Genomic DNA, 15650 nt, shown 5'->3' with positions numbered 1-15650 from the left:
GCACTATGACCAAGTGGCTTCTGCCAGGTCGCACGAAGGATCCGGCCCGCTCCGCAGGACGGGCCGGACGGTGGGCCATGCCCTGCGGAGCCCGTTCACCGGTACCGCCCGGGGTATCCGGAAGGCGACGCACGCCCACGGCGCGGGCGAGTCCGGTCTCGGCAAGCTGATCGAGCTGCACGCGGTGAACGGCGCGGGCGACGTGATGATCACGATCGCGCTGGCCTCCACGGTGTTCTTCTCCGTACCGACGGACCAGGCACGCGGCCGGGTCGCGCTGTACCTCGCCGTCACCATGGCGCCGTTCATCGTCCTCGCCCCGGTCATCGGCCCGCTCCTGGACCGTCTGCCGCACGGCCGCCGCGCCGCGATGGCGGGCTCCATGCTGGCCCGTGCGGTGCTGGCGCTCACCATGTCGGGCGCGGTCGCCACCGGCGGCCTGGAGCTGTACCCGGCGGCGCTGGGCGTCCTGGTCTGCTCGAAGGCGTACGGGGTCGTGCGCAGCGCCGTCGTACCGCGGCTGCTGCCGCTGCGTTTCTCCCTGGTGAAGGCGAACTCACGGGTCACCCTCGCCGGTCTCCTCGCCACGGGTGCGGCTGCTCCGATCGGGGCGGGGCTCCAGACGATCGGTCCGCCGTGGCCGCTCTACGGCGCGTGCGCGATCTTCGTCGGCGGTGCGGTCCTCGCGTTCAGCATGCCGCCCAAGGTGGACTCGGCGAAGGGCGAGCGCAAGGCGCACCTCGTGCACCCGCCCGGCGAGGGCGCCGTCCGGCCCGACCCGCTCCGCGAGAGCGCCACGCCCGGTGAGACCGCCACGCCAGGGAACGGGAAGAAGCCGGGCAGGTCCAGGGAGAAGAACGGCGAGAAGCGGCCGGGGCTCCGTTCGGTCGGCCCGTCCGTCCTGCACGGGCTCCAGGCCAACGCCGCGCACCGCGCGCTCTCCGGCTTCCTGATCTTCTTCCTGGCGTTCCTGCTGCGCGAGCAGCCGCTCTCCGGCCGGAGCGCCGCGATCTCGCTCGCCATCGTCGGCGTGGCGGCCGGGACGGGCAACGCGCTGGGCACGGCGGTCGGCTCCTGGCTCAGGGCCCGCGGCCCGGAGATCATCATCGCCTCGGTGCTGGGCCTGGCGCTCGGCGTCGCGGTACTGGCCTCGGCGTTCTTCAGCACGGTCCTGGTCGCCGCGCTCGCGGCCACGGCGGGCTTCACCCAGGCCCTGTCGAAGCTGTCGCTCGACGCGATGATCCAGCGCGATGTGCCGGAGGAGGTGCGCACTTCCGCGTTCGCCCGCTCCGAGACACTGCTCCAGATGGCGTGGGTGGTCGGCGGTGCGATCGGGATCTCGCTCCCCCTCAACGGCGTACTGGGCATGGCGGTCGCCTCGGGCATCCTCGCGCTCGGCGCGGCGGCCTCCGTACGGGGGCTGCTGGGCGCCGCGCGGCGCGGCTCGCCGCACCCCCGCGTGGCATGAGCCGGAGGGACCGATAGCCTTCGGCCCATGACCGTTGCGTTCTTCTCCGGTAAGGGCCGTCGAATCGGCGTCGCTCTTGGTGCCGTGTCCGCGGGACTCCTTGTCCTCTCCGCCTGCGACAAGCCGACGCCACTCGCCACCGTGACGGTCGGCGACAACTCGGTGAACACCGAGGCGTCCTGCTACAACGGCGGCAAGGCCCTCAAGGAATCCGAGTACAAGAGCTGCCTCAACAAGAAGGCGGAGAAGACCATCAAGGTCGCGATGGACGACAAGGTCCACTTCGGCGTCGACCCCGAGGTCGCGGACCACGGCTGGACCCTCTTCATCGACGGTCAGCAGGCCGAGCAGGAGCCGTACAAGAAGACCTACCGGTCCATCCCGGGCAGCGCCTTCTTCTCCAGCCAGACCGGTGAGACCACGAACAAGACGCAGATCAGCATCGTGGAGACCAAGGGCAAGGAGCTGCTGGGCATCTGGCACTTCGAGCTCAAGAAGACCGACTGATCCCCTCCTGCCGTCCTCGGAGGCTCCCCCCGTGCGTGTGCTCGTCGTGACCGCTGTCCCGGTGGAACGGGACGCGGTCACGCGTGCGTTCGGGGACGGCTCCGAGGTGTCGGTACGCCGGGTGCCGGGCGCGGAGATCCACCGCACCGGCTCCTTCGACGTCCTCGCCGGCGGCGCGGGACCGGCCGCGGCGGCGGCCTCCGCCGCGTTCGCCCTGGTCTCGGACCGCTACGACCTGGTGATCTCGGCGGGCATCGGCGGCGGCTTCGCCGGGGCCGCCCCGGTCGGCTCCCTGGTCGTGGCCGGCCGCATCGCCGCCGCGGACCTGGGCGCCGAGACCCCCGCGGGCTTCGTGCCCGTCACCGATCTCGGCTTCGGCCGGGTCTGGCACTTCCCGCCCCGCTCCCTGGTCCGCGCGGTGGCCGCCGCGACCGGTGCGGTGACCGGCGACATCCTCACCGTCTCCACCGTGACCGGCGGCGCCGAGCGCGCCGCCGCCCTCCTCGCCGCGCACCCCGGTGCCGTCGCCGAGGCCATGGAGGGGTTCGGGGTCGCGGAGGCGGCCGGCCTGGCCGGCGTACCCGCCCTGGAGATCAGGGCCGTCTCGAACACCGTCGGCCCCCGCGACCGTGACGCCTGGCGCATCGGCGACGCGCTGGCCGCGCTCACCGACGCGTTCGGGAAGCTCGTACCCGTACTGGAAGGCTGGACCACCCACCATGACCGAGACCACTCCTGACCCGCTGCGGATCGCCTTCTCGCCGTGCCCGAACGACACGTTCGTCTTCGACGCCTGGGCGCACGGCAGGGTCCCCGACGCGCCCGCCCTCGATGTCACCTTCGCGGACATCGACATCACCAACGGCATGGCCGAGCGCGGTGAGCTGGACGTCCTCAAGGTCTCGTACGCGGTGCTGCCCTGGGTCCTCGACGAGTACGCGCTGCTGCCCTGCGGCGGGGCGCTGGGCCGGGGCTGCGGGCCGCTGGTCCTCACGCGGGAGCCGGGCACCGATCTGACGGGCGGGACCGTCGCCGTACCGAGCGAGCGGTCCACCGCCTATCTGCTGTTCCGGCTCTGGGCCGCCGAGGTGGTGCCGGGCGGTGTCGGAGAGATCGTCGTCATGCCGTTCGACGAGATCATGCCGGCGGTGCGGGACGGCAAGGTCGACGCCGGACTCGTCATCCACGAGGCGCGCTTCACGTACCAGAACTACGGTCTGCACAACCTGGCCGACATGGGCCGCCACTGGGAGGACACGACCGGCCTCCCGATCCCGCTCGGCGCGATCATCGCGAAGCGCTCGCTGGGCGCGGACACCCTGAAGCGGCTCGCCGAGTCGGTGCGCGCGTCGGTACGGATGGCGTGGGACGACCCGCGGGCCTCGCGCCCGTACGTCCTGGAGCACGCGCAGGAGATGGACCCGTCCGTCGCCGACCAGCACATCGGCCTGTACGTGAACGAGTTCACCGCCGACCTCGGCGAGGACGGCTACGCGGCGATCCGCGGCCTGCTGACCCGCGCCGCCGCCGAGGGACTGGTACCGGCACTCGGACCGGACGCGCTCGCGTTCGTCTGAGCGCCCACCGGGCGGCCCGCGTCTTCACCGGCCGGGAAACGACAAAGGCAAGGAGAGAACACTCTCCTTGCCTTTTTTAAGTTATAGCGCCATGGGGGGCTTGCCGCAAGCCCCCCATAACGGCGCAGAATCGTCGGCCTGTGCCACAGCCTGTGGAAGCGGGAAGAGGTGAGGTATCGCGATGACCGAGCAGTACGTGTGGGATCTTCAAGAGATCGACGGGACGCGGATCGCGGTCGTCGGCGGCAAGGCCGCGCACCTGGGCGAGCTGTCGCGAATCGGGGACATCCGGGTGCCGGGTGGCTTCTGTGTGACGACGGACGCCTTCCGGCGGATCATGGCGCAGGCGCCGTCGATCGAGGATCAGCTCGATCAGCTGTCCCACCTGGACCCGGACGACCGGAAGGCGGTCCGCACGCTCAGCTCGCGGATCCGCCGGACCGTCGAAGAGGTCGCCGTCCCGGACGACCTCGTGGCGGCGATCACCCACGCGCTCGGCGGGCTGGGCGACCGGGCCGCCTGCGCCGTCCGGTCCAGCGCGACGGCGGAGGACCTGCCGACGGCCTCCTTCGCCGGCCAGCAGGACACGTACCTGAACGTCGTGGGGCCGGCGGCGGTCCTCCAGCACATCAGCCGGTGCTGGGCCTCGCTGTTCACCGAGCGGGCCGTGACCTACCGCCGGCGCAACGGCATCGACCACCGCACGGTCCACATGGCCGTGGTCGTGCAGCGGATGGTCTTCCCGCAGGCCGCCGGCGTCCTGTTCACGGCCGACCCCGTCACGGGCGACCGGAAGGTCGCCACCGTGGACGCCGGCTTCGGCCTCGGCGAGGCCATGGTGTCCGGCCTGGTGAACCCGGACGTCTTCAAGGTGCGGCACGGCGAGGTCGTCGCCAAGGTGATCGCCGCCGAACAGCGCGCCCTGCACGCCCTGCCGGCCGGCGGTACGCGGGAGGTGGCGGCCGACCCGCGACGGCGGGAGCAGCCGGCGCTGACGGATGCGCAGGCCGTACGGCTCGTGGAGCTCGGGCGGCGGATCGAAGCGCACTTCGGCGGCCCGCAGGACATCGAATGGTGCCTGGACGACGACGGCTTCCAGATCGTGCAGAGCCGCCCGATCACCACCCTGTTCCCGGTACCCGCGACCAGTGACCAGGCGAATCACGTCTACGTCTCCGTCGGTCATCAGCAGATGATGACCGACCCCATGCGGCCCCTGGGGCTCTCCATGTGGCAGCTGACGGCCATGGTGCCGATGCACGAGGCGGGCGGGAGGCTGTTCGTCGACGTCACCCGGCGCCTGGCCTCGCCCGCGAGCCGCGCCGCCCTCCTGGACGTCATGGGGAGGGGCGATCCGCTGGTCAGGGATGCTCTGGAGACCCTCCTGGACCGTGACGACTTCGTCCCGCCGCTTCCGGACGCGGCTTCCGGCAGGCGGCCGGCGGGCGGTGCGTCCGCCCCGGCCGAGCCCGATCCGGCCATCGTCAACGAGCTGGTCGAGCGCAGCCGGGTGTCCGTCGCCGCCCTGGAGCGCGACATCCGGACGAAGACCGGGCCGGCGCTGTTCGACTTCCTGCTGGAGGCCTTCGAGGAGCACAAGCGGGTCCTCGGTGATCCGCTGAACTTCCAGGCGATCATGGCGGGGATGGAGGCCACGTGGTGGCTCAACGACAAGCTGCTGGAGTGGCTGGGCGAGAAGAACGCGGCTGACACGCTCACGCTGTCCGCCCCCGGCAACATCACGTCGGAGATGGGGCTGGCGCTGCTCGACGTCGCGGACGTGATCCGCCCGCATCCGGAGGTGGTGGCGTTCCTCCAGGGCGTCGAGCACGCCGGGGACGAGGACTTCCTCGACGAGCTGGCGAAGCTCGCGGGCGGGGCCGGGGCGCGCGACGCCATCGAGTCCTACCTCGACCGGTACGGCATGCGCTGCGTCGGCGAGATCGACATCACGAGGCCCCGTTGGCGCGAGCGACCCGGCACGCTCGTGCCCGTGATCCTCGACAACGTCAGGATCTTCGGGCCGGGCGCGGCCGAGCGGCGCTTCGAGCAGGGGCGGCAGAAGGCGCGGGAGAAGGAACAGGACGTGCTGTCCCGCTTGCGGGCCCTGCCGGACGGGGACCGGAAGGCCGACGGGACCAAGCGGATGATCGACCGGGTCAGAACCTTCATCGGGTACCGGGAGTACCCGAAGTACGGCATCGTCAGCCGCTACTCCGTCTACAAACAGGCCCTGATGGCGGAGGCCGAGCGCCTCGTGCGGGCCGGTGTGCTTCCTGAGAAGGAGGACGTCTTCTACCTCACGTTCCAGGAGTTCCACGACGCCGTGCGCTCGAACCGGGTGGATGACCGGCTCGTCCAGCGGCGCAAGGACGCGTTCCGCTCGTACCACGCGCTGACACCGCCCCGGGTGCTCACATCGGACGGTGAGGCCCTCACCGGGGCGTACCGGCGCGACGACGTGCCGGCCGGCGCCCTGGTGGGTCTGCCGGTCTCCGCCGGGACCGTCGAGGGGCGGGCCCGCGTCATCCTCGACATGGCGGAGGCCGACCTCGAAGCGGGCGACATCCTGGTCACGACCTTCACCGACCCCAGCTGGTCACCGCTGTTCGTCGGGATCGCGGGTCTGGTGACGGAGGTGGGCGGCCTGATGACCCATGGCGCGGTGATCGCCCGGGAGTACGGCCTGCCGGCCGTCGTGGGCGTGGAGCGGGCCACCCGGCTGATCCGGGACGGGCAGCGGATCCGCGTGCACGGAACCGACGGGTACATCGAGCTCCTGCCCTGACCGGGTGCCCTGCCGGAGCGTCCCGCCCGAGCGTTCCGCCTGGGCGGGACACTCAAGCGGGGACGTCCCGCACATCGGGCTACACGTCGAGCTGGTCCGCGACCGCGCGCAGCAGGCCGGCGATCTTGGCGCCCGACGCCTTGTCGGGGTAGCGGCCGCGCTCCAGCAGCGGCGTGATGTTCTCCAGCACGGTCGTCAGATCCTGCACGATCGACGCCAGCTCGTCCGGCTTGCGGCGCTGGGCGGCCGCGACGGACGGGGTGGGGTCGAGGATCTCCACGGAGAGCGCCTGGTCACCGCGTTGTCCGGCGACCACGCCGAATTCCACGCGCTGGCCGGGCTTGAGTGCGTCGACTCCGGAGGGGAGCACCGACGAGTGCACGAAGACGTCGCTGCCGTCGTCGCGGGAGAGGAAGCCGAAGCCCTTCTCGCTGTTGAACCACTTGACCTTGCCAGTCGGCAAAGCACGCACCCCATCTCAACCCGTATGCCGGAACAAAGCCTCAGCAGGTCAGGCCGTCCAGGTGGTCGTGCTCCCCTGCTGGCAGAAGCCTCCACAGGTGAAGTACCCCTCGTCAAGCCTGGTCATCCGGACTGGTGTCCTGAAAGAACTACTCTGACCGTGTGAGTACTTCTCCTTCTGGCGCAGGCGACCTGCTGGTCCGGCTCGGCGCGATCGTCTTCTTCGTCGGCGCGGTGGCGACGCTGGTCACCGTGGCCCCGTTGTTCCTCGGCACCGAGCCGTTCCCGTCCATCGCGTACGCGGTGTGCATGCTGATGGGAGTGGGGTTCCTGATCGCCGCGGCGGGCGTCGTCCGGTCGGCCCTGGCAGCCTCGCCGAAGCAGTAGAGCGGGGTCCTACGCCACGTACCCGTTGAGCCAGACGGGGAACTCCGTCAACGACGACAGCACCACGTCCGCTCCCGCGTCCCGCAGCTCGGCCTCGCCGCACGGGCCCGTCGTCACGCCCACCGACACCGCGTCCGCGGCCCGTGCGCCGCGTACGTCGCCGGTGTGGTCGCCCACGTACACACCCGCCCGGTGCTCCCGCAGCGCCTGCGCCTTCGCCTCGGCCCACAGGCCGCCCACGATCACGTCGGGCTCGATCCCCAGGTGCGCGAGGTGCAGCTTCGCGCTCGGCTCGTACTTGGCGGTGACCACCATCGTCCGGCCGCCCCGCTCGCGGATCGCCTCGACCGACTCCCGTGCGCCGGGCATGGCGAGCGACGGGCCGATCGCGTGTGTGGGATAGATCTCGCGGTAGCGGTCGGCCACCGCGGCCACCTCCGCGGCCGGGAACCAGTTCGCCAGCTCGTCCTCCAGCGGCGGTCCCAGCCGGCTCACCACCAGGTCGATGTCGATCGCGGCCCCCGTCTCGGCGGCGAGCACCACGTAGGCGGCCCTGATGCCGGGCCGGGAGTCGATGAGCGTCATGTCCAGGTCGAAGCCGACCGTCAGTGTGTGCGAAGCCATGACTGCCATTGTGCCGAGCGCGGGCGGGACCCGGCACACCCCAGTGAGGCCGTACCCGGGCGGTGCTTAGACTTAGCCAAGCCTTACTTTGCTTCGCTTTTCGATTGGGTCCGATGTCAGCCGCCGCACCACGCCGCTCCAGACGCGCTCTCATGACGGCGGCGGCCGTCCTGGCGCTGCTGTTCGCCGTACTGCTCAGCCTCGCCGTGGGGGCGCGTTCCATCGCCCCGTCGGCCGTCCTGGACGCCCTGCTGCACGGCGGGCACTCCGACGCCGCCGAGGTCATCCGGAACATGCGGGTGCCCCGCACGCTGATCGGGCTGATGGTCGGCGCGGCCCTCGCCCTCGCCGGGACGGTGCTCCAGGGCATCACCCGTAACCCCATCGCCGACCCCGGCATCCTCGGCATCAGCCAGGGCGCCTCGGTCGGGGTCGTGCTGGCCATCGCGTACGCGGGTGTCCACACGCTCACCGGGTACGTCTGGTTCGCCTTCGCGGGGGCGGCGATCGCGTCCGTCGCGGTGTACGCCATCGCCTCCAGCGGACGCGGCGGCGCCACCCCGGTCAAACTCGCCCTCGGCGGCGCCGCGATCAACGCGCTGCTGGTGTCGGTGACCATGGCCGTACTGACGACGAAGGCGTCCGCGCTGGACGAGTTCCGGTTCTGGCAGGTCGGCTCGATCGCCGGACGCGAGGCCGAGGTCGCCCAGCAGATCTGGCCGTTCCTGCTGGTGGGGACGGTCCTGGTGCTCTCGGTGGCCCGCGGGCTCGATGCGCTGGCGCTCGGCGAGGACATGGCAAAGGGGCTCGGGCAGAAGATCGCGACGGTACGGATCGTCGGCGGCATCGGCGCCACCGTGCTCACCGGCGTCGGTGTCGCGGCGGCCGGGCCGATCGCGTTCATCGGCCTCGCCGTCCCGCACATCGCCCGCGCGATCGTCGGCAGCGACCACCGCTGGGTGCTCCCGATGGCCGCCCTGATCGGACCCGTGATGCTGCTCGTCTCCGATGTGATCGGCCGGATCGTCTTCCCGCCGAGCGAGGTCCCGGCCGGGGTGATGACGGCACTGATCGGTGTGCCGTTCCTGGTCACGCTGGTACGCCGGAAGGCGGTGCCCGCATGAGCGCCACCACGGCCGCGGTGCGGCCCGCCGGGTACAGCGTCATACGGATCGGGGCGCGCGGCCGGTTCCTGCTGCACCGCCGGGCCGCGGTCGCCGCCACCGTGCTCGTCGCGGTGCTGGCCGTCGTCTGCGTCGCGTACCTCTGCGTCGGCGAGAGCTTCGTGGCGCCCGGCGAGGTGCTGAAGGTGGTCCTGGGCCGGCCGTCCGCCGACGAACTCGTCGTCGGCACGCTGCGGCTGCCGCGCATGGTCGTCGGGCTGCTCGTCGGCCTCGCCTTCGGCGTCGCCGGCGCGCTGATCCAGACCGTGGCCCGCAACCCGCTCGCCAGCCCGGACATCATCGGCATCAGCCAGGGCGCGAGCGCGCTCACGGTCGGCGCGATGACGTTCGGCGTCACCTCGTACACCGTCCTGCCGTACCTGTCGGTGATCGGCGGGGTCGCGGCCGCCGCGCTCGTCTACCTCTTCGCCTGGCGCGGCGGGCTGCACGCCACCCGCTTCGTCCTGATCGGCATCGGCTTCGCCATCGCCCTGCGCTCGGTCACCACCCTGTTCCTGACCAAGGGCGACTACCTCGTCGCCCAGCAGGCGCAGATCTGGATGACCGGCTCGCTCAACGGCCGCGGCTACGACGAGGCCGCACCCATCGGCCTGACCCTGCTGGTCCTGCTGCCCGCCATGCTGTGGGCCGCCCGCGCCCAGCGCACCGTGACCATGGACGACGACACGGCGACCGCGCTCGGGGTCCGGCTGGGCCGGGTACGGCTGGGGCTCGTCGCACTCGGCGTGATCCTGGCGTCGGTGGCCACGGGGACGGCCGGGCCGGTCGACTTCGTCGCCCTGCTGGCCCCGCAGATCGCCCGCCGGATGACCCGGACCGCGCAGATCCCGCTGCTCTGTTCGGCGCTGCTCGGCGCGGTGATCGTCGTCTTCGCGGACCTGCTGGCCCGCAGGCTCTTCTCACCCACCGAACTCCCGGTGGGCGTCCTGACGGCGGCGGTCGGCGCCCCGTACCTGATCTGGCTGATCATCCGCGGTCACGGTGGCCGCCGAGGAGGCAACGCATGACCGAGACCCGGCAGCAGGACGCCGTGACCAGCCGGCTGACGGTGCGCGAGCTGACTCTCGCGTACGAGGACCGCACCGTCGTCCACGAGCTGGACCTCGCCGTCCCCGACGGCCGGGTGACGGTCATCGTCGGGCCGAACGCCTGCGGAAAGTCGACGACCCTGCGCGCGCTGGGCCGCCTCCTCAAGCCGCGTGGCGGGGCGGTGCTGCTGGACGGCACCGAGCTGTCGAGGATCCCCACGAAGAAGATCGCCCAGTCGATCGGGCTGCTCCCGCAGACCCCGGTGGCCCCCGAGGCGATCACCGTCTCCGACCTGGTGGCCCGCGGCCGCCAGCCCCACCAGCACTGGTGGCAGCAGTGGTCCCAGGAGGACGAGCGGGCGGTGACGGACGCGATGGAGCGCACCGACATCACCGCGCTCGGCTCCCGGTCGGTGGACGAGCTCTCCGGCGGGCAGCGCCAGCGGGTGTGGATCGCGATGGCGCTCGCCCAGGAGACCGATCTGCTGCTCCTCGACGAGCCGACCACGTACCTCGACATCGCCCACCAGGTGGAGGTCCTGGACCTGGTGCGCCGGCTCGCCGCCCCGGCGGCCGACGGCAGCCGCGGCCGGACCGTGGTGACGGTGCTCCACGACCTCAACCAGGCCGCCCGGTACGCCGACCACCTGGTCGCCATGAAGTCGGGCCGGATCGTCGCGGAGGGCCGCCCCGAGGACGTCGTCACCGCCGAACTCGTCCGTGAGGTCTTCGGCCTGGAGGCGGTGATCGTCCCCGACCCGGTGACGGGTTCGCCGCTCGTCGTGCCGGGGGCGCCCTGGCAGCCCGCGCGGGCGTCCTGACCCCGGATTCCGCACCCCACCTACGAAAGGCAATCCATGGCCACCTCCGTCCGCCGCCGTGGCCTCACCCTCGGCGCGCTCGCCCTGACCGGCTCACTCGCACTCTCCGCCTGCGGCTCCTCGGACTCCGGCAGCAAGAGCGACGGCGCCTCGTCGGCCGGCGGCACCCACACCGTCAAGACGGCGATGGGCGACGTGAAGGTCCCCGTGCACCCGAAGCGCGTCGTGGTCCTGGACACCGGCGAGCTGGACTCCGCGCTCACCCTCGGCGTGCGGCCCGTCGGCGGGACGCACTCGGCGACCGAGGACGGCTTCCCCGCCTATCTGCCGGCGGAGAAGACGAAGAACATCAAGGAGGTCGGTGAGATCGCCAACCCCAACATGGAGACCGTCGCCTCCCTGAAGCCGGACCTGATCCTCACCAGCAAGGTCCGCGACGGCGACCGCTACAAGCAGCTCAGCGCGATCGCCCCGACCGTGATGACGGAGTCCACCGGATCGGCCTGGAAGGCGAACTTCCACGTCCACGCGGAGGCCCTCGGCAAGCAGGCCGAGGCAAAGAAGGTCATCGCCGCGTACGACGCCCATGTCGCGAAGGTGACCGAGGCGATCGGCGGCAAGAAGAAGGCGGCGGCCACCGACGTCAACTTCGTCCGCTTCGTCGAGGGCGCGGACATCCGCATCTACGGCAAGCAGAACTACATCGGCTCGATCCTCGCCGACCTCGGCATGGGCCGCCCCGCCATCACGGACAAGGCCAAGGACGGCTTCTCGTACGACGTGTCGGCCGAGAAGATCGACCTCGCGGACGCGGACGCCGTCTTCACCTCGACGTACGGCGACCCGGACAAGGCCGGCACGACCCGCACGATGAAGAGCGGGCTGTGGAAGGGGCTGAAGGCCTCCAGGAACGGCAAGGTCTTCAAGGTCGACGACCGGCTGTGGATCGCGGGCATCGGCTACACCGCCGCGGACCAGATCCTCGACGAGTTCCAGACGAAGATGACCGGCTGACGACCGGCTGACGAGGCCTTACGGACCGGGCCCGGCATGTCACGGCCGGGCCGCCACGACTGGGCCGTGACGACTGAGCCGTTACGACCCGGCGGTTCCAGCCCGACCGGGTCACGCACGCGGCTTCCGCGCCCGCCACACCAGGTAGAGCGCGGAGGCCACGGCCGCGCCGCGCAGCACCCACGGCCAGGTCTGGCCGATCGCGGGGGCCATCTGCCCGTCCCCGATGGGCGTCCCCCACCGGCCGTCCATCCGGCCCCACAGCCAGACGAGGGCGCTCGCCGCGACCACGCCGGGCAGCCCCATCGCCACCCATTTCGCCTCCGCGCGGGACAGCTTGCGGGAGCTGTACGCGAGGGCCCAGCCGCCCGCCAGGAGCAGCAGGGCCTGCGGGGAGTCCATCACCGCGCCGGCCACCAGCAGGGCGGCGGCGAGCAGCAGCGCGGGGTGCGAGAAGCCGCGCCGCGCCCCGCCCTCGCCGTCCCGGGCGCGGCGGCGCAGCCTGGGCAGCCCGCGCCGCCGGGGGGCCGCCGGCTCCTCGTACTCCTCCTCGCCGTCGCCGTCCTCCCACTCCTCCTCCGGCTCCTCGGACTCCTCGTCCTCCTCCGGCACCGGCGGCCGCAGCACCGCGGGGATCTCCACGCCGCCCCGGAAGCCCGCCACCGCGGTCCCCTCGCCGAACTCGCCGAACGGGCCCGGTTCGACGCGCCACCAGTCCGTCTCGCTCCCGGACGGCCCGAGCTCGTCCGTGCCCGCCCGGTGCGGCGAGGACGGCCCGCCGTCGAAGGGAGCCGCGACCGGCGCCTCCGACGCGCCCTGGCCCGAACTGTCTTTCCGGCCGTCCTTCCGGCCTTCCCCGCGGCTGTCCTTGCGGAGCTTCGCCCTGCGCGGCCGGGGAACCCCGGGCGGCTTCGCGGGACCCTGCTCCGGCTCCGGCGGCTGCGGCAGCGGCACCGATCCATCCGCCGACGAGGCCGCCGCCGCGACCAGTTCGTCGGGGGTGCCGAGCTTCCCGATAATGCGGCGCACCGCTGCGGGCGTGTCCGCGGCCTGCTTCACGCGCTGCCGGTCGATCTCGCCCCGCAGCGCCGAAACGAGCCTCATCCGGGTGCCCGAGGACAGCTGTTGCTGCTGTGCCATGTCCCCGACCCGGCTCAGGTAGTCGTAGACCAGCTGATCGCTCTCGATCCCCACGCGATGGTTCCCCTCTACCGCCCTGCGACGACGGTAGCGCCCTCGGGCCCGTCCGGAGCGACTACCGTGGGACGGATGGGGATGACCACACCACCGCGGACGCTGGCCGAGGCTCTGCGCGCCCGGGACGACGAGTCGTTGGCCGGGCTGCTGCGCGCCCGGCCCGACCTCCTCAACCCCGTGCCCAACGACATCACCCAGCTCGCGACGCGCGCCGGCACCCGTGCCTCCGTCGTCCGCGCGCTGGAACACCTCGACCGATTCGCCCTGCAGACCGCCGAAGCACTCGCGGTCGCGCCCGATCCCGCTCCCTACGACACCCTCCTCGCCCTGCTCACCGGCGACGGCCGGGACGACGGCGAACACCACGGCGACGCGGGCGCCGCCATCGCCGACGCGCTGCCGGGCGCCCTCACCACCCTGCGCGAACAGGCCCTCATCTGGGGCGAGGACGAACGGCTGCACCTGGTGCGCACCGCCCGCGAACTCCTCGCGCCGTCGCCGCAGCACCCCTCCCCCACCGGCCTCGGCCCGACCGTCGCCGAGGCCACCGCCGGCATGTCGCCCGGCCGGCTCCAGGAGATCCTCACCGCGGCCGGGCTGCCCGCCACCTACGACCCGGTCTCCGCGGTGACCGCGCTGGCCGCGCTCTTCACCGACCGGGCCCGGATGGGCGAACTCCTCGACACCGCCCCCGTGGAGGCGCTGTCGGTGCTGGACCGGCTGGTCTGGGGCCCGCCGTACGGCGAGGTCACCCCGAATCCCACCCCGCCCGTGAAGTGGCTGCGCGACCGCGGGCTGCTGCTGCCCGTGTCGACCCGCACCGTCGTGCTGCCGCGCGAGGCCGCGCTGCACCTGCGGGCCGGACGCGCCCACCGGGTGCCCGAGCCGCGGCCGCCCGCCGTGGCCGCGGCCGCCGAACGCGATCCACAGGCTGTGGACAGCGCGGCGGCCGGACAGGCGTTCCTGTCGGTGTCCACCGTCGAGGAGCTCCTGAAGAGCTGGAACGGCGGCGGCCCCGCCATACTGCGGGCCGGCGGCCTCAGCGTCCGCGAGCTGAAGAAGACCGCGGCGGTCCTCGACGTGCCGGAGCCCGTCGCCGCGTTCTGGATCGAACTCGCCCACGCGGCGGGGCTGCTGGCCTCCGACGGCGAGACCGACGAGCGGTACGCGCCGACCCCCGCGTACGACGACTGGACCGAACTCCCCGCCGAGGACCGCTGGGTGCGCCTCGCCACCGCCTGGCTCGCCGCCACCCGCACCCCGGGGCTGGTGGGCGGCCAGGACGCCAAGGGCCGCGCCCTGTCCACCCTCGGCCCCGACCTGGACCGCTCCGCCGCCCCCGAGGTCCGCCACCGCGTGCTGGCCCTGCTCGCCGCGCTGCCGCCGGGCACCGCCCCGGACCCGGAGACCCTGCTCGCCCGGCTCCGCTGGGAGCGCCCGCTGCGCGGCGCCTCCGCGTCCGCCGGGGCCACCACCGACCTGCGGTCCCGGATCGCCCTGTGGACGCTGAACGAGTCCGAGCTCCTCGGCATCACCGGCCGCGGCGCCCTCGCCTCGCAGTCCCGCGCCCTGCTGACCACCGGCCCCGCCGAGGCCGCCGCCCGGCTCGCCCCGCTCATCCCGGAGCCGCTGGACCACGTCCTGCTCCAGGCCGACCTGACCGCCGTCGCGCCCGGCCCGCTGGAACGCCCGCTCGCGGACATGCTCGCCGCTGTCGCGGACATCGAGTCGAAGGGTGGCGCGACGGTCTACCGGTTCACGCCCGGATCCGTACGGCGCGCCCTGGACGCCGGGCAGTCCGCCGCCGACCTGCACGCCTTCCTCGCCGCGCACAGCCGTACGCCGGTGCCGCAGCCGCTGAGCTACCTCATCGACGACGTCGCCCGCCGCCACGGCCATCTGCGGATCGGCGCCGCGTCCGCGTACGTGCGCTGCGACGACGAGGCCGTGCTCAACGAGATCCTCGCCGACAAGCGCTCGGCCACCCTGCGGCTGCGCCGGCTCGCCCCCACGGCCCTGGCCGCCCAGATCGACCCGGCGTCCCTGCTCGACGGCCTGCGCGAGATGGGCTACGCGCCCGCCGCGGAGTCCGCCGACGGCGACGTCCTGATCACCCGCGCGGGCGCCCGCCGCACCCCGCCCCGCTCGGCCCCCGTCCCCGTCCCGGAGGGCCCGCCGCTCCCCGACCCCACCCTGCTGGGCGCGGCGGTCCGGGCGATCCGGGCCGGTGACACGGCCGCCACGGTCATCCACAAGGACACCGGCCCCTCGGCGCCCGGTGACGCGCTGCCCCGTACGACCTCGGCCGAGACCCTGGTCACCGTCCAGGCCGCGGCGATGACCGGCTCCGCGATCTGGATCGGCTACGTGAACGCGGAGGGCGCCGCCAGCCAGCGCGTGATCGCCCCGGTCCGCGTCGAGGGCGGCTACGTCACGGCGTACGACCACACGGCGGACGAGGTCCGCACGTACCCGCTGCACCGCATCACGGGGGTAGCAGAACTGGCGGACGAGCGGCCCTGAGGTCCGGGGTCCGTGGCGCGGGGTTCCGTCCTCAATCGCCGGACGGGCTTGAATTGTGCGGGTGCCCCGC

General features: G+C 72.8%; 14 protein-coding genes. 11 read left to right on the top strand and 3 right to left on the bottom strand.

What is annotated here, in order from left to right; genetic code table 11:
- The first annotated feature begins 13 nt into the window (after window positions 1–13).
- The 5 genes from ACZ6S6_RS22085 (at window position 14) to rph (ending at window position 6340) form a co-directional block, all read left to right on the top strand.
- Entirely contained in the window at window positions 14–1468 is a 1455-nt protein-coding gene (locus ACZ6S6_RS22085; RefSeq protein ID WP_362956038.1) for an MFS transporter, read from the top strand.
- Window positions 1469–1495: 27 nt separating this feature from the next.
- Window positions 1496–1975, top strand: coding sequence for a DUF2771 domain-containing protein (locus ACZ6S6_RS22080; RefSeq protein WP_362956041.1), 480 nt, complete (start codon window positions 1496–1498; stop codon window positions 1973–1975).
- A 31-nt stretch (window positions 1976–2006) separates the two neighbouring features.
- Window positions 2007–2714 carry a futalosine hydrolase gene (locus ACZ6S6_RS22075; protein WP_362956044.1) on the top strand — a complete coding sequence of 236 codons (708 nt, stop codon included), beginning with the start codon at window positions 2007–2009 and terminating at the stop codon, window positions 2712–2714.
- Window positions 2695–3552, top strand: coding sequence for a 1,4-dihydroxy-6-naphthoate synthase (locus tag ACZ6S6_RS22070; RefSeq protein WP_469706669.1), 858 nt, complete (start codon window positions 2695–2697; stop codon window positions 3550–3552). The genes ACZ6S6_RS22075 and ACZ6S6_RS22070 overlap by 20 nt, the downstream gene beginning before the upstream one ends.
- 181 nt (window positions 3553–3733) lie before the next feature.
- Window positions 3734–6340, top strand: a complete 2607-nt coding sequence (gene rph / locus ACZ6S6_RS22065; RefSeq protein WP_469706668.1) for a rifamycin-inactivating phosphotransferase — start codon at window positions 3734–3736, stop codon at window positions 6338–6340.
- Window positions 6341–6419: 79 nt separating this feature from the next.
- On the opposite strand, the gene ACZ6S6_RS22060 is transcribed toward rph, so the two are convergent.
- The gene (locus tag ACZ6S6_RS22060; RefSeq protein ID WP_362956048.1) at window positions 6420–6803 is read right to left on the bottom strand and encodes a cold-shock protein; all 384 of its coding nucleotides are present in this window, start codon (window positions 6801–6803) and stop codon (window positions 6420–6422) included.
- Between the two features lie 161 nt (window positions 6804–6964).
- Here ACZ6S6_RS22060 and ACZ6S6_RS22055 point away from each other — a divergent pair, with 161 nt between their 5' ends.
- On the top strand, window positions 6965–7189 hold the full coding sequence (locus ACZ6S6_RS22055) for a hypothetical protein (protein WP_469706667.1): 225 nt from the start codon (window positions 6965–6967) through the stop codon (window positions 7187–7189).
- Window positions 7190–7198: 9 nt separating this feature from the next.
- Here ACZ6S6_RS22055 and ACZ6S6_RS22050 read toward each other — a convergent pair whose 3' ends face one another.
- Window positions 7199–7813, bottom strand: a complete 615-nt coding sequence (locus ACZ6S6_RS22050; protein ID WP_469706666.1) for an HAD family hydrolase — start codon at window positions 7811–7813, stop codon at window positions 7199–7201.
- A 113-nt stretch (window positions 7814–7926) separates the two neighbouring features.
- Here ACZ6S6_RS22050 and ACZ6S6_RS22045 point away from each other — a divergent pair, with 113 nt between their 5' ends.
- From ACZ6S6_RS22045 to ACZ6S6_RS22030, 4 genes are read left to right on the top strand one after another with little or no spacing between them, the layout of a single operon-like run.
- The gene (locus tag ACZ6S6_RS22045; RefSeq protein WP_469706665.1) at window positions 7927–8937 is read left to right on the top strand and encodes a FecCD family ABC transporter permease; all 1011 of its coding nucleotides are present in this window, start codon (window positions 7927–7929) and stop codon (window positions 8935–8937) included.
- Complete coding sequence (locus tag ACZ6S6_RS22040; protein ID WP_362956060.1) at window positions 8934–10004, top strand: FecCD family ABC transporter permease; 1071 nt, start codon at window positions 8934–8936, stop codon at window positions 10002–10004. The genes ACZ6S6_RS22045 and ACZ6S6_RS22040 overlap by 4 nt, the downstream gene beginning before the upstream one ends.
- The gene (locus tag ACZ6S6_RS22035; protein ID WP_362956063.1) at window positions 10001–10846 is read left to right on the top strand and encodes an ABC transporter ATP-binding protein; all 846 of its coding nucleotides are present in this window, start codon (window positions 10001–10003) and stop codon (window positions 10844–10846) included. Before ACZ6S6_RS22040 ends, ACZ6S6_RS22035 begins: the two co-directional genes overlap by 4 nt.
- Before the next feature lie 36 nt (window positions 10847–10882).
- Window positions 10883–11860: an ABC transporter substrate-binding protein gene (locus ACZ6S6_RS22030; RefSeq protein ID WP_362956066.1), complete on the top strand. Its 978-nt coding sequence runs from the start codon at window positions 10883–10885 to the stop codon at window positions 11858–11860.
- 111 nt (window positions 11861–11971) lie between these two features.
- Here the strand turns inward: ACZ6S6_RS22030 and ACZ6S6_RS22025 are convergent, their stop codons facing one another.
- Entirely contained in the window at window positions 11972–13054 is a 1083-nt protein-coding gene (locus ACZ6S6_RS22025) for a hypothetical protein (RefSeq protein WP_469706664.1), read from the bottom strand.
- Window positions 13055–13129: 75 nt separating this feature from the next.
- Here ACZ6S6_RS22025 and ACZ6S6_RS22020 point away from each other — a divergent pair, with 75 nt between their 5' ends.
- The gene (locus tag ACZ6S6_RS22020; protein ID WP_469706663.1) at window positions 13130–15580 is read left to right on the top strand and encodes a helicase-associated domain-containing protein; all 2451 of its coding nucleotides are present in this window, start codon (window positions 13130–13132) and stop codon (window positions 15578–15580) included.
- Window positions 15581–15650 lie beyond the last annotated feature (70 nt).

The organism is Streptomyces sp. NPDC048671, assembly GCF_055587045.1.
This window is presented reverse-complemented; position numbering and strand designations above follow the sequence as displayed.